Annotated in this window: 35 protein-coding genes; 32 read left to right on the top strand and 3 right to left on the bottom strand. The window is 52.6% G+C overall.

The annotated features are described in order from the left end of the window. The first annotated feature begins 38 nt into the window (after window positions 1-38). The 32 genes from rplB to ACZ46D_RS08770 all read left to right on the top strand — a co-directional run bounded on the left by rplB (window position 39) and on the right by ACZ46D_RS08770 (window position 19,063). The gene (gene rplB / locus ACZ46D_RS08925; protein WP_464927093.1) at window positions 39-860 is read left to right on the top strand and encodes a 50S ribosomal protein L2; all 822 of its coding nucleotides are present in this window, start codon (window positions 39-41) and stop codon (window positions 858-860) included. Between the two features lie 14 nt (window positions 861-874). Further along, window positions 875-1,150 carry a 30S ribosomal protein S19 gene (gene rpsS / locus ACZ46D_RS08920; RefSeq protein WP_464927092.1) on the top strand — a complete coding sequence of 92 codons (276 nt, stop codon included), beginning with the start codon at window positions 875-877 and terminating at the stop codon, window positions 1,148-1,150. 49 nt (window positions 1,151-1,199) lie between these two features. After that, on the top strand, window positions 1,200-1,532 hold the full coding sequence (rplV, locus tag ACZ46D_RS08915; protein ID WP_464927091.1) for a 50S ribosomal protein L22: 333 nt from the start codon (window positions 1,200-1,202) through the stop codon (window positions 1,530-1,532). A 69-nt stretch (window positions 1,533-1,601) separates the two neighbouring features. Next, window positions 1,602-2,249, top strand: coding sequence for a 30S ribosomal protein S3 (gene rpsC, locus ACZ46D_RS08910; RefSeq protein ID WP_464927090.1), 648 nt, complete (start codon window positions 1,602-1,604; stop codon window positions 2,247-2,249). Window positions 2,250-2,303: 54 nt separating this feature from the next. Next, the gene (gene rplP, locus ACZ46D_RS08905) at window positions 2,304-2,720 is read left to right on the top strand and encodes a 50S ribosomal protein L16 (protein ID WP_464927089.1); all 417 of its coding nucleotides are present in this window, start codon (window positions 2,304-2,306) and stop codon (window positions 2,718-2,720) included. Next, complete coding sequence (gene rpmC, locus ACZ46D_RS08900) at window positions 2,717-2,905, top strand: 50S ribosomal protein L29 (protein ID WP_464927088.1); 189 nt, start codon at window positions 2,717-2,719, stop codon at window positions 2,903-2,905. The genes rplP and rpmC overlap by 4 nt, the downstream gene beginning before the upstream one ends. Before the next feature lie 79 nt (window positions 2,906-2,984). Next, window positions 2,985-3,245: a 30S ribosomal protein S17 gene (gene rpsQ, locus ACZ46D_RS08895; RefSeq protein WP_464927087.1), complete on the top strand. Its 261-nt coding sequence runs from the start codon at window positions 2,985-2,987 to the stop codon at window positions 3,243-3,245. 73 nt (window positions 3,246-3,318) lie between these two features. Further along, window positions 3,319-3,687 carry a 50S ribosomal protein L14 gene (rplN, locus tag ACZ46D_RS08890; RefSeq protein ID WP_464927086.1) on the top strand — a complete coding sequence of 123 codons (369 nt, stop codon included), beginning with the start codon at window positions 3,319-3,321 and terminating at the stop codon, window positions 3,685-3,687. 76 nt (window positions 3,688-3,763) lie between these two features. Continuing rightward, window positions 3,764-4,096, top strand: coding sequence for a 50S ribosomal protein L24 (gene rplX, locus ACZ46D_RS08885; RefSeq protein WP_464927085.1), 333 nt, complete (start codon window positions 3,764-3,766; stop codon window positions 4,094-4,096). Between the two features lie 30 nt (window positions 4,097-4,126). Further along, window positions 4,127-4,666 carry a 50S ribosomal protein L5 gene (gene rplE / locus ACZ46D_RS08880; protein ID WP_464927084.1) on the top strand — a complete coding sequence of 180 codons (540 nt, stop codon included), beginning with the start codon at window positions 4,127-4,129 and terminating at the stop codon, window positions 4,664-4,666. A gap of 21 nt (window positions 4,667-4,687) precedes the next feature. Further along, the gene (locus tag ACZ46D_RS08875) at window positions 4,688-4,873 is read left to right on the top strand and encodes a type Z 30S ribosomal protein S14 (RefSeq protein ID WP_464927083.1); all 186 of its coding nucleotides are present in this window, start codon (window positions 4,688-4,690) and stop codon (window positions 4,871-4,873) included. Between the two features lie 70 nt (window positions 4,874-4,943). Then, the gene (rpsH, locus tag ACZ46D_RS08870) at window positions 4,944-5,342 is read left to right on the top strand and encodes a 30S ribosomal protein S8 (RefSeq protein WP_464927082.1); all 399 of its coding nucleotides are present in this window, start codon (window positions 4,944-4,946) and stop codon (window positions 5,340-5,342) included. Between the two features lie 54 nt (window positions 5,343-5,396). After that, window positions 5,397-5,939 carry a 50S ribosomal protein L6 gene (gene rplF / locus ACZ46D_RS08865; protein WP_464927081.1) on the top strand — a complete coding sequence of 181 codons (543 nt, stop codon included), beginning with the start codon at window positions 5,397-5,399 and terminating at the stop codon, window positions 5,937-5,939. 57 nt (window positions 5,940-5,996) lie between these two features. Further along, window positions 5,997-6,362 (top strand): 50S ribosomal protein L18, encoded by a 366-nt coding sequence (rplR, locus tag ACZ46D_RS08860; protein ID WP_464927080.1) that lies wholly within the window; start codon window positions 5,997-5,999, stop codon window positions 6,360-6,362. A gap of 65 nt (window positions 6,363-6,427) precedes the next feature. Further along, a complete protein-coding gene (rpsE, locus tag ACZ46D_RS08855) occupies window positions 6,428-6,934 on the top strand; it encodes a 30S ribosomal protein S5 (RefSeq protein WP_464927079.1) in 507 nt (168 codons plus the stop codon). 110 nt (window positions 6,935-7,044) lie between these two features. Next, entirely contained in the window at window positions 7,045-7,224 is a 180-nt protein-coding gene (gene rpmD, locus ACZ46D_RS08850) for a 50S ribosomal protein L30 (RefSeq protein ID WP_307632934.1), read from the top strand. 6 nt (window positions 7,225-7,230) lie between these two features. Further along, window positions 7,231-7,668, top strand: a complete 438-nt coding sequence (gene rplO, locus ACZ46D_RS08845) for a 50S ribosomal protein L15 (protein WP_464929278.1) — start codon at window positions 7,231-7,233, stop codon at window positions 7,666-7,668. A 4-nt stretch (window positions 7,669-7,672) separates the two neighbouring features. Further along, window positions 7,673-8,980: a preprotein translocase subunit SecY gene (gene secY / locus ACZ46D_RS08840; RefSeq protein ID WP_464927078.1), complete on the top strand. Its 1,308-nt coding sequence runs from the start codon at window positions 7,673-7,675 to the stop codon at window positions 8,978-8,980. Window positions 8,981-8,996: 16 nt separating this feature from the next. Then, the gene (gene map, locus ACZ46D_RS08835) at window positions 8,997-9,761 is read left to right on the top strand and encodes a type I methionyl aminopeptidase (protein ID WP_464927077.1); all 765 of its coding nucleotides are present in this window, start codon (window positions 8,997-8,999) and stop codon (window positions 9,759-9,761) included. A 134-nt stretch (window positions 9,762-9,895) separates the two neighbouring features. Further along, window positions 9,896-10,120 carry a translation initiation factor IF-1 gene (gene infA / locus ACZ46D_RS08830; protein WP_464927076.1) on the top strand — a complete coding sequence of 75 codons (225 nt, stop codon included), beginning with the start codon at window positions 9,896-9,898 and terminating at the stop codon, window positions 10,118-10,120. 34 nt (window positions 10,121-10,154) lie between these two features. Next, window positions 10,155-10,268, top strand: a complete 114-nt coding sequence (gene rpmJ / locus ACZ46D_RS08825) for a 50S ribosomal protein L36 (RefSeq protein WP_307632939.1) — start codon at window positions 10,155-10,157, stop codon at window positions 10,266-10,268. A gap of 37 nt (window positions 10,269-10,305) precedes the next feature. Beyond that, window positions 10,306-10,674, top strand: a complete 369-nt coding sequence (gene rpsM / locus ACZ46D_RS08820; protein ID WP_464927075.1) for a 30S ribosomal protein S13 — start codon at window positions 10,306-10,308, stop codon at window positions 10,672-10,674. A 39-nt stretch (window positions 10,675-10,713) separates the two neighbouring features. After that, a complete protein-coding gene (rpsK, locus tag ACZ46D_RS08815; protein ID WP_307632941.1) occupies window positions 10,714-11,106 on the top strand; it encodes a 30S ribosomal protein S11 in 393 nt (130 codons plus the stop codon). 70 nt (window positions 11,107-11,176) lie between these two features. Continuing rightward, window positions 11,177-11,806 carry a 30S ribosomal protein S4 gene (gene rpsD / locus ACZ46D_RS08810; RefSeq protein WP_464927074.1) on the top strand — a complete coding sequence of 210 codons (630 nt, stop codon included), beginning with the start codon at window positions 11,177-11,179 and terminating at the stop codon, window positions 11,804-11,806. A gap of 28 nt (window positions 11,807-11,834) precedes the next feature. After that, window positions 11,835-12,872 (top strand): DNA-directed RNA polymerase subunit alpha, encoded by a 1,038-nt coding sequence (locus ACZ46D_RS08805; protein WP_464927073.1) that lies wholly within the window; start codon window positions 11,835-11,837, stop codon window positions 12,870-12,872. An 18-nt stretch (window positions 12,873-12,890) separates the two neighbouring features. Further along, entirely contained in the window at window positions 12,891-13,280 is a 390-nt protein-coding gene (gene rplQ / locus ACZ46D_RS08800) for a 50S ribosomal protein L17 (protein WP_464927072.1), read from the top strand. A gap of 325 nt (window positions 13,281-13,605) precedes the next feature. After that, a protein-coding gene (locus ACZ46D_RS08795; protein ID WP_464926980.1) for an IS3 family transposase occupies window positions 13,606-14,738 on the top strand; the annotation gives its coding sequence in 2 pieces (ribosomal slippage) (window positions 13,606-13,858 and window positions 13,858-14,738; 1,134 coding nt in all). Window positions 14,739-14,829: 91 nt separating this feature from the next. Continuing rightward, on the top strand, window positions 14,830-15,639 hold the full coding sequence (thiF, locus tag ACZ46D_RS08790) for a sulfur carrier protein ThiS adenylyltransferase ThiF (protein WP_464927071.1): 810 nt from the start codon (window positions 14,830-14,832) through the stop codon (window positions 15,637-15,639). Then, on the top strand, window positions 15,640-15,840 hold the full coding sequence (thiS, locus tag ACZ46D_RS08785) for a sulfur carrier protein ThiS (RefSeq protein ID WP_464927070.1): 201 nt from the start codon (window positions 15,640-15,642) through the stop codon (window positions 15,838-15,840). A gap of 1 nt (window position 15,841) precedes the next feature. Further along, the gene (locus tag ACZ46D_RS08780) at window positions 15,842-16,609 is read left to right on the top strand and encodes a thiazole synthase (RefSeq protein ID WP_464927069.1); all 768 of its coding nucleotides are present in this window, start codon (window positions 15,842-15,844) and stop codon (window positions 16,607-16,609) included. Between the two features lie 4 nt (window positions 16,610-16,613). Continuing rightward, on the top strand, window positions 16,614-17,735 hold the full coding sequence (gene thiH / locus ACZ46D_RS08775) for a 2-iminoacetate synthase ThiH (protein ID WP_464927068.1): 1,122 nt from the start codon (window positions 16,614-16,616) through the stop codon (window positions 17,733-17,735). 38 nt (window positions 17,736-17,773) lie between these two features. Then, window positions 17,774-19,063, top strand: coding sequence for an IMP cyclohydrolase (locus tag ACZ46D_RS08770; RefSeq protein ID WP_464927067.1), 1,290 nt, complete (start codon window positions 17,774-17,776; stop codon window positions 19,061-19,063). Between the two features lie 68 nt (window positions 19,064-19,131). Here the strand turns inward: ACZ46D_RS08770 and ACZ46D_RS08765 are convergent, their stop codons facing one another. From ACZ46D_RS08765 to ACZ46D_RS08755, 3 genes are read right to left on the bottom strand one after another with little or no spacing between them, the layout of a single operon-like run. Further along, window positions 19,132-19,833: an ABC transporter ATP-binding protein gene (locus ACZ46D_RS08765; RefSeq protein ID WP_464929277.1), complete on the bottom strand. Its 702-nt coding sequence runs from the start codon at window positions 19,831-19,833 to the stop codon at window positions 19,132-19,134. Between the two features lie 5 nt (window positions 19,834-19,838). Then, entirely contained in the window at window positions 19,839-21,041 is a 1,203-nt protein-coding gene (locus ACZ46D_RS08760; protein ID WP_464927066.1) for an ABC transporter permease, read from the bottom strand. Further along, window positions 21,038-22,087 (bottom strand): efflux RND transporter periplasmic adaptor subunit, encoded by a 1,050-nt coding sequence (locus tag ACZ46D_RS08755; protein WP_464927065.1) that lies wholly within the window; start codon window positions 22,085-22,087, stop codon window positions 21,038-21,040. The genes ACZ46D_RS08760 and ACZ46D_RS08755 overlap by 4 nt, the downstream gene beginning before the upstream one ends. Window positions 22,088-22,095 lie beyond the last annotated feature (8 nt).

The following is a 22,095-nucleotide window of genomic DNA, read 5'->3' as shown; positions in this document are numbered from 1 at the left end:
GTTACGAATACGTAATTTAAATATTATCGGGGTTTGAAATGGCATTAAAGACCTATAAACCTACATCACCGGGCAGAAGATCACTGGTTACAGTTGTCAATCCCGAGTTGTCAAAGGATAAGCCGCAGAAATCATTGATTCGGCCCCTGAGTAAGACCGGGGGAAGGAACAACAATGGCCGCGTTACATCCAGGCATATTGGTGGAGGTCATAAGCGGAAGTATCGGTTGATCGATTTCAAGCGGGAAAAATTGGATATCCCTGCAAAAGTTGCAGCCATTGAATACGATCCGAATCGTTCAGCTAATTTGGCTTTGCTGAATTATGTCGATGGGGAAAAATGCTATATCCTTTCTCCGCTGGGCATCAAGATTGGCGATACCGTTGTTGCGGGCGAGACTGTTGATATCAAGCCAGGCAATTGTTTGCCCATGGGGAACATGCCGCTGGGCAGCATTATCCACAACCTTGAGATGAAAATCGGCAAGGGTGCGCAACTTGTGAGAAGCGCTGGTGTTTCCGCGCAACTTATGGCCAAGGAGGGTGAGTATGTAACGGTCAAATTACCCTCTGGCGAAGTGCGCAAGTTTCATCGGAAATGCCGGGCCTGTATCGGTCAGGTTGGAAATAAGGAACATGAAAGCCAGAAGCTTGGTAAGGCTGGCCGCAGTCGCTGGAAAGGGAACCGGCCCAAGGTTCGTGGTGTTGCCATGAACCCAGTTGATCATCCAATGGGTGGTGGTGAGGGTAAAAGCTCAGGTGGTCGCCATCCTTGTTCTCCGTGGGGTGTCCCCACAAAGGGCTATAAAACACGTGGCAAGAAGTTATCCGACAAATTCATTGTTAAGAAAAGATCATAATTAGGGGGTTACAAGTGGGACGTTCAGTTAAAAAAGGTCCATTTGTAGATGACCATTTGATGGCAAAGGTCATGAAGGCCAAAGACGAGGGCTCCAGAAAGGTTATCCAAACCTGGTCCCGACGCTCTGATGTAATTCCGGACATGGTTGGACTCACCTTTGCTGTGCATAATGGCAAAAAGTTCATCCCGGTTTTCGTGACCGAAAATATGGTGGGGCATAAGCTCGGCGAGTTTTCTCCGACCCGCACCTACCATGGTCACGCAGCGGATAGGAAGAAAAAGAAATAAAAGCTGCTAAGCCGGACACGGTTGTCAGGTAAAGAAAGGAGTTCATTCGATGGAAGCAAAAGCGCTTGCTCGTTATATAAGGATTTCGCCGCAAAAAGCCAGGTTGGTTGCTGATTTGGTGCGTGGGAAAAGTGTCGATTACGCAATAAACGCTCTGCGTTTTTTGCCTAAGAAAGGCGCCCGACTGCTGAAAAAGGTAATTGAATCTGCGGTGGCCAACGCTAGTCAGAATGAGAGTATCGATGTCGATACCCTGTATGTGAAAGCTATTTTCATAGACGGCGGGCCCATGTTGAAGAGAATTATGCCGCGGGCTCAAGGCCGCGCGAACAGGATTCTTAAAAGAACGAGCCATATAACTGTTGTTTTGGACGAGCAATAATTGAATACAGAAGCAAGAAGGTATTCGTTTGTACTTTGAGTTGCATATTAATGAGAATGGAGGAAGGTTTTGGGCCAGAAAGTTAATCCGATAGGTTTACGACTGAATATTATACGTACCTGGGACTCCATCTGGTACGCCGACAAGGATTATGCCAAAAAATTTCTTGAGGATCAGAGCCTTAGGAAGTTTCTCAAAAAGCGGCTCTTTCATGCTGGCATTTCCAAAATTCAGATAGCCCGCACCGGTGACAAACTCCGGATTAAGCTCCATACTGCTCGGCCTGGCATTGTTATCGGTAAAAAAGGGACCGAGATTGAAGTCCTGAAGGCTGAAATTGATAAGTTGACGGGCAAAGAGTGTGTCCTTGATATTCAAGAGGTCCGCCGTCCTGAGGCAGATGCGCAGTTGGTTGCTGAAAATATCGCCTTGCAACTCGAAAGACGTGTGGCCTTCCGTCGTGCCATGAAGAAGTCAGTAAATATGGCCTTGAAGTTCGGTGCCAAAGGTGTTAAGATCGCGTGTTCAGGCCGGTTGGGCGGCGCAGAAATTGCTCGTCAGGAATGGGTACGGGAGGGACGTGTCCCTCTGCATACTCTTCGTGCTGATGTGGATTATGGTATGGCGGAAGCCAATACCACCTATGGCAAAATCGGCGTTAAGGTTTGGATCTTCAAGGGTGAAGTTCTAAGTGCTGCCGACCAGATTGCCGAATAACTCGTTGCCGGGTGAAACGGCTTTAAAAAAGTCAGTCACAGATAGGATATACAGATGTTAAGTCCAAAAAAAGTAAAACACAGAAAGATGTTTAAGGGTCGCTTGACCGGCGCGGCGTATCGCGGGTCTGGCTTCTCTTTCGGTGAATATGCCCTGAAGGCTGTTGGCTGCGGCAAGATGACCGCCCAGCAGATTGAGGCGGCTCGTATTGCAATCAATAGAAAGATTAAGAGAACAGGGCAGTTGTGGATCCGTGTTTTTCCGGACAAGCCAATTACCAAGAAGCCTGCGGAAACCAGAATGGGAAAAGGCAAGGGAAATCCGGAATATTGGGTTGCCCAGGTAAAGCCGGGGCGTATCCTGTACGAGTTGGCCGGGGTTGATGATGATTTGGCCCGAGAGGCATTGAGATTGGCCGCCAATAAACTGCCTTTCCCGACTAAAGTGATTTATGTGGGGACGACTTTATGAAGATGAAAGATATACGTGAGCTTGGGCAAGAAGCGCTTGTTGCCAAGGTGCGGGAGTTGTCGGAAGAGCATTTTAAATTGAAATTCCAACACGGCATCCGTCCCTTGGAGAATACGGCAAAACTGCGGCAGTTGCGTAAAGAAATTGCCCGGATGCAAACTGCTCTTACGGCGCATACTGCGTAACAGGTAGTTTCTGGCCAAGAATACTGGTGTTTTTTTAGTGCTTGCGTCAATTGATAACGCTATCGGGTAGGATACATTCATGGTTGATGAAAAATCGAATAAGAAGACAAGGGTTGGTATCATTGTCAGCACCAAGATGGACAAGAGTGCTATTGTGCAAACCGAGCGCCTTGTTCCCCATAAACTGTATGGGAAGTTCATGCGTCAGCATGCTAAATGCATGGTTCATGACCCGGAAAACAGCTGCAGCGTTGGCGACAGGGTTCTGATTGAAGAGTGCCGCCCGCTGAGCAAGAATAAACGGTGGCGGATTATGGAAGTCATCGAGAAGGCCGTGTAATTAGCGGTTTTTGATAACTAAGTCCCAGGCATTTTGTTTGGTACTTGTAAAGTTTTCTGCGGTTGGTGAAGAAATGATACAAACAGAAACCGTACTTAATGTAGCAGATAATTCAGGCGCCAAGAAGGTTCTTTGTATAAGAGTTTTGGGCGGGACCAGGCGTCGGTATGCCTCGGTTGGCGATGTTATTGTTGTCACTGTCAAAGAGGCGATCCCGAACGCGAAAGTTAAGAAGGGCGATGTTCTCAGGGCAGTCGTGGTAAGGACTGTTAAAGAGATTCGTCGCGAGGATGATACGATTGTTCGCTTTGATGATAACTCCGCCGTATTGCTGGCAAATTCAGGGGAACCGGTTGGCAGTCGTATTTTTGGACCGGTTGCCAGGGAGTTGCGTCCGAAGGGGTATATGAAGATTATTTCCTTGGCTCCTGAGGTTCTGTAACTGCGGATGAAACGAAGATCTGGATATTCAAAGAGTTCCCCCGTTCGTGATTTTGGGCGGTTGAGAGGCTGAAGGCATGAGAGCAAAAACACATTTGAAAGTTAATGATCAGGTTGAGGTGATCGCCGGCAAGGACAAAGGTCGGGTCGGCAAGGTCATCAAGGTCAATGCGACCGATGGCAAAGCCATTGTCGAAAAGATCAACATGATAAAACGGCATACGAAGCCCAGTCAAACGAATCAGCAGGGCGGAATCATTGAGAAGGAGGCGGCCATTGATGCTTCCAACCTGATGGTGATTTGTCCGAAATGTTCAAAGACTTCACGGGTAGGCAAAAAAATACTGGAAGATGGATCTAAGGTTCGCATTTGCAAGAAATGTACTGAATCTGTAGAGGCGAAAGCCTAAGAGGTCCTGATTTTTTTTTTGGAGGCAAGAATGGCTGGGGTAAAAGAGATATATCAGGGCGAGTGTGTCCCGCAGCTTATGCAGGAATTCGGCTACCAGAACATCATGCAGGTGCCGAAGATCACCAAGATCGTACTGAATATGGGCTTGGGTGAGGCTGTGCAGAACCCGAAGATCATCGACAGTGCGGTTCAGGAACTGACCATGATTGCTGGGCAGAAGGCGGTTGTTACCAAAGCGAAGAAATCCATCGCCGGGTTTAAGTTGCGTGCTGGAGTGCCCATTGGTTGCCGGGTAACGCTCCGTGGCGACCGGATGTATGATTTTTTTGCCAAGCTGGTTCACATTGCCTTGCCGCGAGTCCGGGATTTCCGCGGGTTATCCCTGAAGTCGTTTGATGGGCGCGGGAATTATGCCATGGGCATCAAAGAGCATATCATCTTCCCTGAAATTGATTATGATAAAATCGACAAAATCAAGGGACTCAATATAGCGATTACTACGACCGCCGAGTCTGATGATGAAGGTCGGTTTCTTTTGAAAGTAATGGGAATGCCCTTCAGGAAATAGCACAGGGTAAGGAGGAAGAAGTTGGCTAAAAAGTCTTTGATAGCAAAGTGCAAGCGGACGCCGAAGTTTCCAGTGAGGGCTTATAACCGTTGCGGGTTGTGCGGCCGGTCGAGAGCCTTTTATCGGAAATTCGGGGTATGCCGTATCTGTTTCCGGAGCTTGGCTAATCGTGGTGAAATTACCGGTGTTACCAAATCAAGTTGGTAACAGTGTTGATTGTGATCGCCGTAGATATGTTAACTGTTTGTTTTAAAAAACATCATAGGGAGCAAGCACTATGTGCATGACTGACCCCCTGGCTGATATGCTGACCAGGATAAGAAATGCCGGCATGGTCAAGTTCGAGACTGTTGAAATGCCGCTTTCGAAAGTGAAAACCGGTGTTGCCGCGATCCTGAAAAAGGAAGGTTTCATCAATGACTATCAGGTCCTTGATACGGACACGCAAGGTGTTTTGCGTATTGAAATGAAATACGACCAGAACAATGAGCGGATTATTACGAACCTGAAGCGGGTCAGCAAGCCGGGCCGCCGCATTTATGTGAAGCATGACCAGATCCCCAAGGTAATGAGTGGCCTTGGTATCGCGATTATTTCGACTTCCAAAGGAATTTTTACGGATAAAGAAGCACGGTCCATGAAAATTGGTGGCGAGCTTCTCTGTGAAGTTTGGTAGTTCGAATTTGTAATTGCTAACTATTGAGTATTTCGTAACGAGTGGAGAGTCGTCATGTCGAGGATTGGCAATCAACCTATCTCTGTACCTAAAGGGATTAAGCTTGATATAAATGGAACGTACGTTAAGGTCGCCGGGCCCAAAGGGACCCTGGAGCGGAATATCCGCCCTGAGATTGGCCTGCAGGCAGAAGGTGATAACCTGATCGTTGTCCGGAAGGACAACAGTAAAAGGACCAGGGCCTTCTCTGGCCTTACCCGGACCTTAGTCAACAATATGATTATTGGTGTGGATAAGGGGTTCCAGAAAAAATTGTCTATAGAAGGGGTTGGTTACCGGGCCGAGGTCAAGGGCTCTGTTTTGAACCTCAGCGTTGGCTATTCCAATCCGGTGGCGTTTGACCTTCCAAAAGGGGTTACCGCTGAGGTCGACAAAGCAAACAATGTCACCTTGGATTGCATTGATAAAGAGCTGCTTGGTGAAACTGCCGCGAAAATCCGCGCAGTGCGTCCGCCTGAGCCCTATAAGGGGAAAGGCATTCGCTACACGGATGAATACATAGCCCGGAAGGCTGGTAAATCTGCTTCTAAGAAGTAGAGGGACCGCGTAATCTTTACGCGGCTTGCAAGAGATAAATATTTATAAGGCAAAACAATGGGTAAGACAAATCCGAAAGAGATTGCTCGTGAAAAGCGGGTTAAGCGGATCAGGAAAAATATTGCCGGGACTCCGGAGAGACCTCGGTTGCGAGTCTTTAAAAGCGCCAAACATATCTATTGCCAGATTATAGACGATGTTGCCGGAAACACCTTGGCTGCCATGTCCACTGTGGATAAAGGGATGATTGCCGCTGATATCAAGGGAAAAGCCGAGAAGGCGCGTCAGGTCGGGTTGAAGATCGCCGAACTTGCCAAAGGCAAAGGTATTGAAAAGGTGGTTTTCGATCGGGGTGGCTATCTGTATCATGGCCGGGTCAAGGCTCTGTCGGATGGTGCCCGTGAAGGCGGTCTTGATTTCTAATTGGCTGTGCATGAAAAAAAATTCTTATCCCTGTAAAAAAATCCAAAGCAATTTGGGGGTGAACCTTGGCAGATTTTAATAAGAACACAAGTGGCGACGAGTTTATTGAAAAGATCGTTCATATCAACAGGACTGCGAAGGTAGTCAAAGGTGGACGTCGTTTCAGCTTCAGCGCCATTGTTGTTGTTGGTGATGGAAAAGGAAAGGTCGGTTGCGGTCTTGGTAAAGCCAATCAGGTTCCCGAGGCAATCAGGAAAGGGGTTGAGCAGGCACGCAAGGACATGAAAAGTGTTTCCATAACCAACATGAGTATCCCGCATGAGGTTTTTGGGAAGTTTGGCGCTGGCAATGTCATGCTGAAACCCGCAGTAGAAGGAACCGGTGTTATTGCCGGCGGGGCGGTCCGCGCCGTGCTCGAAGCGGTAGGTGTTCATAATATTCTGACCAAGTGTATCGGCTCTCATAACCCGCATAATCTGGTCAAAGCGACCCTCGATGGTTTGCGGCGGCTGCGTACTCCGCAGCAGATCGCACTGAGTCGTGGGAAATCCGTCGAAGAAATTTCTGCCTGAACAGTTCGTCCCCTGATTATAGAGTGCGAATGTCTGTCGGGGATTGATTAAGTTTTTCAATTGTGTGCTGAAAACAGCATGACCTTAATGAAGAGTGAATGGGTATCCATATGGCAAATCAGCTCAAAGTGACCCTGAAGAAAAGCAAGATCGGGAGCACTGAAAAAATACGTGCGACGTTGATCGGCCTGGGGCTGACAAAGATCAATAAAACGGTTATTCGGCAGGACACCCCTGAAATCCGGGGGATGATTAAAAAAGTCGAACATCTGGTTGAGGTGGAGGATTAATTTATGTTGACCTTAGGTAATTTGTCGCCGCAGCCAGGTTCGAGAAAGCCGAGAAAAAGAATAGGCCGGGGCCTTGGTTCTGGGCATGGTAAAACTGCTACGCGTGGTCATAAAGGGCATAAAGCCCGTTCCGGTGGCGGGATCAAGATTGGGTTTGAAGGCGGCCAGATGCCTCTCCAGCGTCGGTTGCCGAAACGCGGCTTTAATAATATCTTCAAGAAAGTCTACACCATTATTAATGTCCAGGAACTGGAACGGTTTGCCGCTGACACCAGGGTTGACCGCCAGGCCTTGATCGCTGCCGGGCTTGTTTCCAAGAATGACAAACTTGTGAAAATTCTTGGAAACGGCGAGTTGACGAATGCGATAACCGTTGCTGTCGACAAGGTGAGTGGTTCTGCGCGTCAGAAGATTGAAGCAGTTGGTGGCAAGGTTGAGGAATAAATAGATGCGCGCTGGGGTTCAGAATGCTGCAAATATCCCGGAATTAAGGCGCCGGATCTTATTCACGGTGATAATGCTGGCCGTTTACCGAGCCGGAGTGCAGATTCCCACGCCAGGAATCAACGGCGAGGCGCTGAATCAATTTTTTCAGAAAAGCGCTGGCTCCCTTTTTGATATGTTCAACATGTTTTCCGGTGGCGCTTTGGAAAAATTTTCCATTTTCGCTCTGGGCATCATGCCATACATCAGCGCCTCGATTATCTTTCAATTATTGACTGTGGTCGTTCCCCAACTGGAGGCACTCTCAAAAGAGGGTGAGTCCGGACGCCGCAAGATTACACAATACACCCGTTATGCCACGGTTATCTTAAGTCTGGTGCAAGGGCTGTTCATCAGTATTGGCCTGGAAAGCATGAGTGCGCCCGGAACCGGCGAGATGGTGGTCATCGCCGCTGGTTGGCATTTTCGGTTGATGACGATGCTGACGTTGACTTCCGGCACCGCTTTTATCATGTGGCTTGGCGAGCAGATGACCGAGCGTGGTATTGGCAACGGGATTTCCATGATAATCTTTGCGGGGATCGTGGCGAGAATGCCCGCTGCCCTTGTAAATACTTTCAAAATGGCCAGCGCGGGCGAGATATCCTATATTATGTTGCCAGTGTTGTTGGCCATGATTGCCGCAGTGATTGCTTTTGTCATCTTTTTTGAAACTGCGCAACGGCGTATTCCCATTCAGTATGCGAAACGGATGGTCGGTCGGCAAATGTATGGAGGGCAGCAATCACACCTTCCTCTGAAAATCAATATGTCCGGGGTTATCCCGCCGATTTTTGCCTCTTCCATCATGATGTTTCCCGCCACCATCGGACAGTTTATCCAGGTTGATTGGGTGCAGAAGATGAGCGCTGCGCTCAGTTGGGGCAGCCTGCCACACACCCTGCTTTTCATCGGTTTTATCGTGTTTTTCTGCTTTTTCTACACGGCGGTTACTTTTAACCCGGTTGACATCGCGGAAAACTTGAAGAAACATGGCGGCTTTGTTCCTGGGATCAGACCGGGGAAGAAAACTTCCGACTTTATCGACAAGATTGTGGTGCGGATGACTGTGATCGGTGCTGCTTATATCAGCGTTATCTGTGTGCTGCCGACCATCTTGATCAACAAGCTGCATGTGCCTTTTTATTTCGGCGGCACCGCCCTGTTGATTGTTGTTGGGGTGGCTATTGATACCATCGCCCAGATTGAGTCCCATACGGTTATGCGGAACTATGATGGTTTTATGAAGTCAGGTGGCTTCAAGGGACGTTGAGAGCGTTTTTAGTGGCATGAACATGGCAATTATTCTGAAGTCGCCTCGAGAAATAGAGCTATTGCACGAGGCCAACCAGATCGTTGCTAGGACCTTGGCCCTGCTTACCGAGAAGATTGAGGCAGGTTGCACAACGTTCGCTCTGGATGCGCTGGCAGAGAAATATTGTCGTGATTGTGGCGCTGAGCCTGCCTTTAAAGGATATCGCGGCTTTCCAGGCAGTCTGTGTGTGTCCATCAACGAACAGGTTGTGCATGGGATTCCATCCAAGAAGGTCATTGTCAGGGATGGCGATATAGTCAGCATAGATTTTGGTGTAAAATATAAAGGGTATTACGGGGATGCGGCGGTAAGCATTCCTGTGGGTACGGTTGCTGCAGAGTGGCGGTCCTTGCTTGAGGTGACGCGGGCAGCTCTTTATAAAGGGATTGCCCAGGCAATCCCTGGGAATAGAATAAACGATATCTCACAGGCCGTGCAGGAACATGTGGAAAAGCACGGTTTTTCAGTTGTCCGGCAGTTTGTCGGCCATGGCATTGGGAGCCAGCTCCATGAGGCCCCGGAAATACCAAATTATGTCCGGTCGGAACGTACACCCAAGCTCATGGCGGGCATGGTTCTTGCCATAGAACCCATGGTAAATCTTGGCACCCATGCGGTTGATGTATTGCGGGATGGGTGGACGGTTGTAACAAGGGATAGGAAGATTTCGGCGCATTTCGAGCATTCTATTGCGGTAACAGACGGCGCGCCCATAATTCTGAGCGAGTTGCCTGCGTAGCTTTTTTTGTTTTTATGAAAAAAAATAAGGCAAAAAAAAATAAATAAGGTAATATCCTCTGCTTTCTGTCTGCCAGAAACATCGTATGTTTGCATTAGGGCAGAGAGAAGTGCATTGTAGGAAATAAGGGGTTTATGACCAAAGAAGAAGCTATTCAGGTTGAAGGAACCATCGTTGAGCCTCTCCCCAATGCAATGTTTCGGGTTGAGCTCGATAATGGGCATAAGATATTAGCCCATATTTCCGGAAAGATGAGGATGCATTTTATTAAGATTCTCCCGGGAGATCGTGTCACTGTTGAATTATCTCCTTATGATCTCACACGGGGAAGAGTGACATTCAGGGCAAAGAAGAAGTAGAATATTTTTTGCCGCATAACAAAAGGGTTGCGCAATGAAAGTAAGATCTTCTGTGAAAAAAATTTGTAGTGACTGCCGGGTGTTCAAACGGAAAGGCGTCTTACGTGTTTCATGTAAGATAAAAAAGCACAAACAGCGGCAGGGATAATTTTTTAATTTATTTTGACTAGCAAGGGAGGCATGCCTTGGCACGTTTAGCTGGTGTTGATTTACCAAGAAATAAGCACATGGTTATTGCTTTAACCTACATCCACGGAATTGGCAGAACTTCTGCCCGCAAAATTCTGGATTCGGTTGGTTTGCCGCACACAACGAACAGCGATGATTTGTCTGAAAGTGATGTTACCAACATCAGAAAAATCATGGATGATGAGTTTGTTGTTGAAGGCGACCGTCGGCGGGAAGTAGCCATGGATGTCAAACGGTTGACCGATGCGGGATGCTACCGCGGAATCCGTCATCGTAAGGGGCTGCCTTGTCGAGGACAGCGCACCAAGACCAATGCTAGGACGAGGAAAGGTCCGAGGCGTTCAGCGATTAAAAGCAAAAAGTAGACATTAAATAATCATTCTGGATTGTTTATAGGAGTTATAATGGCTAGTCCGAAAGCGAGTCGTCCGAAACGCAAGGAAAAGAAGAACGTACCCGAGGGAATATGTTTTATTCACTCCACCTTCAACAACACCCTTGTTACTTTTGCGGACAGGCAGGGGAATGTGATTTCCTGGTCGAGTGCCGGTTGTTTGGGTTTTAAGGGGTCACGGAAAAGCACTCCTTTTGCTGCGCAAAATACGGTTGATGCTGCGGCGAAAAAAGCCCAGGAACATGGCATGCGCAAAGTCGAGGTCAGGGTCAATGGACCTGGGCCGGGACGCGAATCTGCTATTCGGGCTTTGCAGACCAACGGATTTGATGTGAGCGTTATTCGTGATGTGACCCCAGTGCCGCATAATGGCTGCAAGCCTCCCAAGCGTAGAAGGGTATAGTGGAGCAGGGCTGGTCGCAGGGCGTTTGATAATTAAAGTATGATTGCGTGAGATTGAGTGGAGGTCCAAATTGGCCAGATATACAGGCGCGGAATGCCGGCAGTGTCGGCGCGAAAAACTCAAGTTGTTTTTGAAGGGCGACAGATGCTATTCAGATAAGTGCGCCTTTGAGAGGCGTTCCTTTCCACCGGGACAGCATGGTCAGGCCCGGGTGCGCAAGGTTTCTGACTATTCCATTCAGCTGCGGGAAAAACAAAAAGTCCGCCGCATGTATGGTATGCTGGAAGGCCAATTTCACAAATATTTCGAGATTGCTGAGCGGATCAAGGGTGTTACTGGTGAAAACCTGTTGATGCTCCTGGAAAGCCGCCTTGATAATGTGATTTACCGCCTTGGTTATGCAAGCTCGCGGAATCAGGGGCGGCAGTTGGTACGGCACGATCATATTCAGGTGAACGGCAGGAAGGTGAACATTCCTTCTTACCGGGTTTCCGTGAATGACGTTATTACCTTGAAAGAAAAGAGCCGCAAGGTTGCCGCCATCAATGAGAGCCTTGAGGCTGTTGTGCGCCGTGGTGTGCCAAGCTGGTTGGAGCTTGATAAAGAGAACTACAAGGGTACTGTGAAAGCCTTACCGATTCGGCAGGAAATCACCATGCCGATTCAGGAGCAGTTGATTGTAGAGCTTTACTCCAAATAATTAGCCAACCGTGGAGCAATAGGAAACTATGACACTTGAGTCTGATCCGTTTTACAGAAATTGGCATGAGCTTATCATTCCTGAAAGACTGGAAGTAGACCAGGACAGCCATACAAAAAGTTTCGGCAAATTCACCTGTCAGCCTTTGGAGCGAGGGTTTGCCACGACTATAGGGAATTCCCTGCGCAGGATACTTTTGTCCTCTATTCAGGGGGCTGCTATTGTTTCGGTGAAAATTGATGGTGCGCTTCACGAGCTGTCAACCATTCCCGGGGTTAAGGAAGATGTTACCCAGATCATCCTTAATCTTAAAGAAGTGCGCCTGAAGCTCAATACTCCCGGCTCGCAGATCGTCAAGATTGAAAAGAACAAACTTGGCACTGTTACCGCCGGAGATATTACCTCCGGCGGAAAGGTGGAGGTGATGAATCCTGAGAAGGAGATTTGCACCATCACCGGCGAGGGTGTGTTTAAGGCGGAGTTTGAGGTGAAGTGGGGGAAAGGCTACGTCACCGCTGAGAAAAACAAGGCGGAGGAGCAGGTGATCGGGGTAATTCCCATCGATGCTATTTTTACGCCCATTGTCAATGTGAAGTCCCTTGTCAGCCAGGCGCGTGTTGGTCAGCAGACCGATTATGACAAGCTGATTCTGGAAATAACCACCGATGGCAGCGTGCGGCCTGAAGATGCCTTGGCCTATGCCGCCAAAATAATGAAAGAACAGTTGCAGGTTTTCATCGCTTTTGATGAGGAATCTGTTGAGCCGGCCATTGATGATACCCGCGTAGATCGTGTGTCGCCAGTCAATGAGAATCTCTATCGCAGTGTAGAGGATCTGGAACTTTCTGTTCGTTCCGCGAATTGTCTGCGGAATGCGGATATCCGTCACATCGGCGAATTGGTGCAGAAATCCGAGGCTGAGATGCTGAAGACCAAAAACTTTGGTCGTAAATCTCTTAATGAGATCAAGCAGCTGCTGTCTGAGATGGAGCTTTCGCTGGGCATGAAATTAGAAGGCTGGGAGCCTCCTGTTGTGTCAGACAAGGTGTCTGAAGAGCAGTCATAAATCCGGGAAGAGGTAGTTATGAGACATAGAAAAGCAGGCAGAAGACTTGGCAGGACAACATCCAACCGTCTGGCCATGGTTCGCAATATGGTGACTTCTCTGATCGAGCATGAGAGAATTATTACCACCGCCCCCAAGGCTAAGGAAGTTCGCAAGGTGGCGGATCAGATGATTACTTTGGCCAAGCGTGGTGATCTCCACGCCCGGCGTCAGGCCTTATCCTTCATGCAGGATAAAAAGGTTGTCGCCAAGCTGTTTGATGTTCTCAAGGATGAGTACATGACCAGAAACGGCGGGTATACCAGGATTATTAGAACCGGCAATCGCCTTGGCGACGCGGCAGAGATGGCCATCCTTGAGCTGGTGAATTACAGCGAAGGGAAAGGGGAGAAGAAAGAGGATAATTAGTTTTTAATCCTGTCTTAAAAAGCCCAAGCTGGTTTGAACGTACTGTTCAAACCAGCTTTTTTTTGTGAAAAATCTGTCGCGCATTGGTCGGAGATTTTTATAGGTTAGTGGTATGGTTGCTGCTTTCCTGACCGGGATGGTGGCTGGTCGAGGCAAACCGTTGTCCCAAATAACATTGTCGGCCTCTGGATGGCCAAAACGGCACAAAAAACCGTAACGAAATGGCCAAGAAAGCAGAGGATGTTGTGTAACTGACCTTGCCCCTAAAAACTGAGCCATTGCGAAGTTAGTGATTTCGGTCTAGAACCTCACCGAGGAGACGGACATGAAATCGAAACGATTCAGCGAAGAACAGATTATAAGCATACTGAAACAGGCCCAGGCGGGGATGAAAATCGTAGATCTCTGCCGTCAACACGGGATCAGCGATGTGACTTTTTACAACTGGCGCAGCAAGTATGGCGGGATGGAGGTTTCAGAGGCCAAACGGCTGAAGACGCTTGAAAAGGAAAACAAACAGCTCAAACAAATGCTTGCTGACGCAATGCTTGAAAACCGGGCGATCAAGGACGTTCTCTCAAAAAAGTGGTAACGCCTGTCGCTCGGCGGAACGTGGTGATCTATCTACAAGAGAACCATCAGTTCAGCGAACGACGGGCCTGCGATGTTGTCGGGTTGTGCCGGAGCAGTTGCCGGTACCAGGCGATACCCAAGAACGATGAAGAAATCAGGTCCCGCCTGCGAGAGCTGGCGGAACAGCGGCGCAAGTTTGGCGCTCCTCGTTTGCACACCATGTTGCTGCGGGAAGGCTATCAGATCAATCATAAGCGGACGGAACGGCTGTACCGGGAAGAAGGGCTCTCCCTTCGCTTAAAGAAGCGCAAGAAACGGACAAGCCATCTCCGGGTTGTCCTGGATCGTCCGGAACGGATCAATCAACACTGGTCCATGGATTTTGTTTCCGACAACCTTTTCAGTGGCCGCCGTTTTCGGGTATTGACTGTTGTCGATGACTTCAGCAGAGAATGTCCGGTTCTGGAGGCAGACCACTCGCTCACCGGGCAGCGAGTAAGCCGGGTGCTTGATCGTGTCGCCCTGACTCGCGGGTTGCCGGAGGTGATAACGGTGGATAACGGCCCGGAGTTTATCAGCAAAGCTCTTGATCTTTGGGCCTTTGAAAACAAGGTCAAGCTCAGGTTTATTCAGCCGGGGAAGCCGGTTCAGAACGCCTTTATCGAGAGCTTCAATGGGAAGTTCCGAGACGAATGCCTCAATGAGCATGTATTCGTCAGCCTGCACAAGGCCCAAGAAATAATTGAATTATGGCGAACGGATTATAATGTAAATCGGCCCCATAGCTCTCTGGACAACATGACCCCAGAAGAATTTTCAGCAGCCTTTAAACGGGCTCAAAAAGCCGAAATCGCTAATCGCAGACTGGAACAATCACAGGGGTAAGGTCATAACGGCTCCTAAAAAAATATACCATCGTGGGTGTCTGTCGGTTAGTATTACGGCTTTTGCAGGGGTTGAGCAAAAGGATATCAGCATGCTGCGGGTAAATGAAAACGAGGTTGCCTTTCAGGCCGGAATGACTGTTGCGGACTTGGCGCGGGCACAGGGTGGCGACGCTGACATCTTGCTCGTGAACGGCTATCCGGCCACCTTGCAAACCACATTGTCCGACGGGGACCAATGCTGGCTGTGGCAGCGGGGGAAAGCGCCTTCCGCGGAAGAGATGCGGCATCTGCTCTATGCCCGGCACAGCCCAGGCGTGCAGGACCGCCTCCAGGAAAAGGTGGTCGGGATTATGGGGCTGGGAGGCCTTGGTTCCTTGGTGGCCATCGCCCTTGCCCGAATGGGCATTGGCTCCCTGCTCCTTGTCGACTACGATGTGGTGGAGCCCACCAACCTCAATCGGCAACAGTATTTTGTGGACCAGATCGGCCAGAAGAAAACCGCAGCGCTTGGGGACATCCTGCAACGGGTGAATCCCCATGTTTGTGTGACCGCCATTGATAGGCGGTTGGCAGAAGACGATATCGGCGTGGTCTTTAAGAATGTCCACGCCCTGGTGGAGTGTTTCGATGATCCGGCCATGAAGGCTGCGGGTCTGCGGGCCGCTCTGCACAATCTCCCCGGAGTTTTTTATGTATGTGCCTCCGGGCTCGCTGGCTATGGCGAGAACAATGCGATTCGGACCAGGCGGTTGTACCCCGGCATATATCTTGTCGGCGATGAGCTCAGCGCTGCCGGGCCGGGACAGGGGCTCATGGCGGCTCGGGTCGGGATTGCCGCCCACCACCAGGCTAACCAGGTGGTCCGGCTCCTGTTGGGTGTTGAAAATGAGGCTGAGTAGATGAAGATTTTCTGTAACGGCGAAGCGCTGGAGATCGGCTCCGGAATCCGGGTGGCGGATTATCTCAGCCAGCTTGGCCTGGATGCCTCTTCGGTGGTGGTCGAGTGTGACGGGAAGATTTTGACTCGGGAAGAATATGGGAGCCATGTTTTGCAGGATGGCTCGGTCCTTGAATTGATACGGTTTGTGGGGGGCGGTTGAGATGTTGACCATTGCGGGAAGAAAATTTCGCTCACGGCTCTTCGGCGGTACCGGGAAATTCTCCTCGCCGGAGGTCATGAAGGAGGCGCTTGCCGCCTCTGGCTGTGAGATGGTCACCGTGGCGTTGCGCCGCGTTGATCTCAACAACCCGGCCGATGATATCATGGGCGTGCTGGACCGTGACCGCTACCTGTTTCTGCCCAACACCTCCGGAGCCCGGGATGCTGGTGAAGCGATCCGGCTTGCCCGCTTGGCCAGGGCCTCCGGCGGCGGGGAATGGCTCAAGCTTGAGGTGACCCCCGATCCGAGAACCCTGCTCCCTGACCCCATTGAAACCCTGAAGGCCACGGAAGAATTGGTTAAGGAAGGGTTCAAGGTGCTGCCTTATATGAACGCCGATCCGATTCTGGCCCTGCGCCTCCAAGACGCGGGCGCTGTTGCCGTCATGCCCCTTGGCTCGCCCATCGGCACCAACCAGGGGATATTGACCCGGTTTCAGATCGAGATCATCATTGCCCAGGCCCAGGTGCCGGTTATCGTTGACGCAGGGCTTGGCGCACCGTCGCACGTGGCCGAGGCCATGGAGATGGGCGCCGATGCGGTGCTGGTCAACACGGCCATTGCCGTGGCCGGGGATCCGGTCCGCATGGCCCGGGCCTTTGCCATGGCGGTGGAGGCGGGCCGGATCGCCTATGAAGCAGGCCTCGGCATGGTGACTAAGGATGCCGCCCCCTCCTCGCCCGAGGACGGGCTGGGATTTTTGCGTTAATCCCATGTTCACGATCCCCGAATTTCCCGCATTGCAGGAGGCGATCAGCCGTGCCACCGAGACAGAGGTGCTGCGAGCCCTTCACGCTGATCGTCCGGGTCTGGCAGGGTTGGCCGCCCTGTTGTCGCCTGCGGCGGAGCCGCATCTTGGAGCCATGGCCAAACGCTCCGCTGCCATTACCAGCCAGCGTTTCGGTCGGACCATGCAGATGTATGCGCCTGTCTATGTCTCCAGTTTTTGCGCCAACCGCTGCGCCTATTGCGGCTTTTCGGCGGATAATACTATTGAGAGGCGGGTGCTGACCTTTGCCGAGGCGGAAAGCGAGGCCATGATCCTGCACCAGCGCGGATTCAGCCATCTGCTCCTCGTTTCCGGCGAAGCGCCGGCCAAGGTCGGCGTGGATTATCTCGAAGAATTGGCCCTGCGGCTGCGTGATCGCTTTGCCGCCTTGTCCATCGAGGTACAGCCCCTGGCCACCGAGGAATATGCGAGACTTTTCCGCGCCGGCATTACCGCCGTGGCCGTGTATCAGGAAACCTATGACCGGGGGGTGTACAAGCAGGTGCATCTGGCCGGGCGCAAGGCTGATTTTGACTATCGGTTGGAAACCCCGGCCAGGGCTGCAGCCGCCGGCATGCGGGAGGTCGGGATCGGCGCTCTGCTTGGTCTTGCGGACTGGCGGGCGGAAGGACTGGCCCTGGGCCAACATCTTGCCTGGTTGCGAAAAAATTATTGGCGGACCGGACTCACCGTCTCCTTTCCGCGCATGCGTCCGGCGCAAGGGGAGTTCAAACCCTTGTTGCCGGTGAGTGAGAGAAATCTCAGCCAGATGATCTTTGCCCTGCGGATTTTCGACCCGAATGTCGGGTTGTACCTCTCAACCAGGGAGGAGGCCCGGTTTCGCGACGGCATGATCGGCCTAGGACCTACCCGGTATTCGGCGGGCTCTTGCACTGCGCCGGGAGGATACGGCCTGGCAGATGCGGGCGGGGAGCAGTTCGAGGTTGGCGATAGCCGGAGCCTCGCCGAGGTGAGTGCCGCCATCCAGCAAAAGGGCTTTGACCCGGTCCTTAAGGATTGGGATGCTGTTTTTCAAGTGCAGGGAGACGGGCAGCAGGCTGCCTGAACGATACGCGCAACCATAAGGAAGGAGGGGTGAACCCAATGGCAGATTTGAAGAAAATGTACACCACCATTCTTGGTGACCACTTTCCCATGGAGATGAAAATCACCTTTGGCGACCAGGAACTGGTCTACCGGAAGAAGACCTGGAAGATCGTGGCCGAGGACGGCAGCGTTGATGAGCGGGGGGTGCGCTATGGCGAGAACCCGGACCAGGAGGCGGCCCTTTACGAACTGACCAACGGTAATTTGGTGCTGGGCGACTGCCGGTTCATCGAGCCAGGTAAGGGGCTGGTCAGCGGGATCAAGGCGGAGGACATGCTCCAGGTGGGCAAGCATCCCGGCAAGATCAACCTCACCGACATCGACAACGGCTTAAACATCATCAAGTATCTCATGGACCATCCGGCCGCGGTGATCCTCAAGCATAACAACCCATGCGGCGCGGCCTGCGGCGAGACTCTGGCCCGCGCCTATGACCGGGCCAACCGGGCCGACCGCATCGCCGCCTTCGGCGGGGCGGTGATTCTCAACCGGCCCTGCGACAAGGAAACCGCCGAGCTTTTGAGCAAGAACTATCTGGAGGTGGTCTGCGCCCCTGAGTTCGAGACGGGAAGCCTGGAGATCCTCGCGGCCCGGAAAAATCTGCGGGTGGTGCGGATCAGCCGGATCGACCGGCTCGCCGACTATGAGAAATACCGTTATGTCGATTTCAAAAGTCTGATCGATGGCGGCCTCATTGTCCAACAATCGGCGGTGAACTCCATCCGTTCCGTAGCCGACCTGAAGCCGGCGGTGAGTATCTCGAAGGGCCAGGAATACAAGGTCGAACGGGAGCCCACCCAGCGGGAGATCGATGACATGATCTTTGGCTGGGCCGTGGAGCATGGGGTGACCTCCAACTCGGTCATCTACGTGAAGGATGGCTGCACGGTGGGCATCGGCACCGGCGAGCAGGACCGGGTCGGGGTGGCTGACATCGCGGTGTACAAGGCCTATACCAAGTATGCCGATATGCTTTGTTTCGATACCTTTGGTCTTCCCTATGCGGATATGGTGCTGGAGATCGAGCAGGGCAAGCGGAACAAGGCGGACCAGGAGAAGATTGACGGACAGACCAAGGCGGACAAGGCAGGCCTCCCCGGCTCGGTGATGATCTCCGACGCCTTTTTCCCGTACCGGGACGGTGCCGATGTCGGCATCCGGCAGGGGGTTTCCGCCATTCTCCAGGCGGGCGGCTCCATGCGCGATTTTGAGACCATCCAGGCCTGCAACGAGGCTAAGCCGCAGGTGGCCATGAAGTTCACCGGACAAAGGTCTTTCAAGCATTAAGAAGGCAGCAAAATATTTTTTAAAAAAGCCCGACCTGAAAAGGCCGGGCTTTTTTAAAGCAATCCGCCTCAGCCCGCATGGTTCCGCTTTTCGTCAACGATCCGACCATCGCTGAAGGTAAAGATCCGGTCAAAGCCTTCCACCATCCGTTGGTCGTGGGTGACCACCATGATGGCGGAGTTGTTCTCCACTGCCAGCTTCTTGAGCAGGGCCATGACGTGTTTGCCGTTTTCCGTGTCCAGAGCGGCGGTGGGCTCATCGGCCAGGATCACCCGGGGTCGGTTGGCCAGGGCTCTGGCAATGGCGGTGCGCTGCGACTCACCGCCGGAGAGCAGGGCCGGATAATGGTTTAGGCGGTGGCCCAGGCCCAGGTTTTCCAGAATAGCAATGCTCCGGGCTCGCGCCTCCTTGCTTCCCACCCCGTTGTTCTCCAAGGCGATCATCACGTTTTCCACCGTGGTGAGGAAGGGGATCAGGTTGTGGGACTGGAAGATGAATCCCAGTTTTTCCCGCCGCACCCGTTTGAGATCGAGGCCCGGCGGCCAGCCGCCGTCGGCGATCAGCTCTCCGTCCAGCACCACTCTCCCCCGGGTCGGTTCGGTAACCAGGCCGATGGTGGTCAAGAGCGTGGTCTTGCCGGAGCCCGAGGGCCCCAGGATGGCCACCAGTTCTCCGGGAGCCACGTCGAAGGTGGCGTCGGCCAAGGCCACGACCTCGGTGCCGCCGCTGCCGTAAATCTTGGTAAGGTTTTCAATCTGCACCGCGTACATTTGTCTCATCCTCCCAAGGCTTCCGCCGGTTCGACCCGCATGGCCTTGCGGATGCCCACCAGGCTTGCGCCGATGCAGATCAGGATCACGATGCCGAACAGGAGCTGCAGATCGATGGCCACCAGATCCACCCTCCGGGGAAATTTATCGTGGGTGAGCCAGATCAGGGCAAAACCGATGACGTAGGCGATCAGCCCCATGAGAAGCGACTGCTGGAGTATCAGTCCGACGATTACCCGGTTTCTGGTGCCGATCAGCTTGAGGGTGGCGATCACCCGCAGCTTGTCCAGAGTCATGGTGTAGATAATGAGCGAGATGATGACCCCGGAGATGACGAGGAGAATGGCCCGAAACAGGCCGAGCTGCATCTTGGCCTTCTTGATCATGCCCTCGGTGAGGATGCGTTCCTGGTCCTTGCCGGTCAGGGGGCGGAAGTGGTTCCAGCGGTTGATCCGCTCTTGCACCTGGGCAAGGTCCGCCCCTGGGGCGAGCCGTGCCACCACGGTGTTGGCGATGTGAGTCGAACCGACTATGCCTGCGATCTGTGGGGTGAGTTGGTTGGCCTGGTTTGGGGAAAGAAACGGCAGACGGCGGAGCTGGTCTGCGAGTTTTTCTCGGCTGTTACGGATGGCGTTGTTGTCATCCTTGAATTGGATTTTCTGGGCGTCGGCCAGGGTTACATAGGCCACCGGGTCGCCAGCCGAGGAAACCATCTTGGCGGTAAGACCTACCACGGTGTAGTCGTCCCCTGCCAACCGCAGCTGCTCACCCAGGGCGATCTTCATGGCGCGATCCACCACGATCTCGTAATGTTTTTGCCTGAGAGGCCGTCCGGCGACGATGGTGGGCGGGCCGCCCAGGCCTCCCAACTCATAGCCCACCAGGAAGAAACGGAAGGGCTTGCCGTTGCGTTCGCTCTGGATGTTTTGAAAGGAGAGGGCCGAGGCCTGCGCCACCCCGGGCACCGCCCTGATCCGGTATTTAATCTCCTCGGGAATGCGTGAGGTAGCGGCGAAGGGACCGCTGGTGTCCTGCTGCACCACCCAGAGGTCCGCCTCGGTGGCGCGTAGAATGGCGGTGGCGTCGGTGAACAGACCCCGGTAGATGCCGCCCATGCTCATCACCACCCCGAGGAGCAGGCCGAGGCCGAGGCAGGTCTGGATAAAGCGGCTTTTGTTGTGCCGGATGTCGCGCAGGGCCAGATTCATTTGCGTATCCGGACCTTCTGGCCGTCGCTGAACTTTTGCATTTTTTCCGGAGCGGCCAGGGCGATGGCCTCGTTTTCGGTAAGGCCGCTGGTGATTTCGATCATTCCCTGGGGGTCTTCAAGGCCGGTAACGACCTCCTGAAAGCGGAGGCGGCTGTTTTCTACCACCCAGACTCCGCGCTGCTTTCCCTTGGTCACCAAAGCGGTCTTGGGAAGGGACGGCGCTTGCTGTCTGGCGCCTGTCACGATCAGCACCTCGGCCTGTTCGCCAATGCGAAAGTTTTTCCGCGCCGGAGTAAAAGCCACGTCCACCTCGAGTTCCTCGGTGACCCGGTCGCTTTCCCAGGCAAGGCGGGCCACCTGGCCGGGAAATTTTTCACCCGGCGCGGAGCGGAGGGTGATGGTTGCCGGCCGCCCAGGGGCCACCCCCTTAAGCTGTGATTCGTCCACATTGGCCTTCACCCAGACGGTTTCCGGGTTGGCCAGCAGGAAAATCGGCAGCCCTGCGGTTACCGTGGCCCCGGGTTCAAGATCCCGCCGGATAATGACGCCGTCCTCCGGTGCCAAAATCAGGGCGTCGTCCAGCCGGGAGCGGCTCGCGACCACCGCTTCCTTGGCCAACAGATAGGCGGTTTGATACTGTTCCGCCTCCTGCACTGAAACCAGTTCCTTGGCAGCCAGGGCCTTGAACCGGGCCGCATTCTTTGTCGCCAGCGCCAAAGTTGCCTCGGCCTGCCGATTCTGGGCCTGCAATTCGCTGAGGTCAAGTTTCGCCAGGACCTGCCCCCGCTTGACCGCATCCCCCTGGTCCGCGCCGACCTCGGCGATCCGGCCTGTAATCTTGCTGGCGATGTTGACCACCACCTTGGCTTCCACCGTGCCGTTGCCGTAAATCTGGGCTGTCAGATCCCGCTTGGCAAGATGCACCACCTGCACCTTGGGAGGGGCAAAAACCGTGAGCCGGAGGACAAGGCCCAGGGCCAGAATCCCGGCCAGCGCCAGGAGATGTTTTTTTTGTATTTTCTGCATCGTCGGAAGTTGTCTCATATTTTTCT

The organism is Thiovibrio sp. Mzg5, from assembly GCF_055379285.1.
The sequence above is the reverse complement of the archived record's forward strand: the minus strand, read 5'-3'. Positions and strand labels throughout refer to the sequence as shown.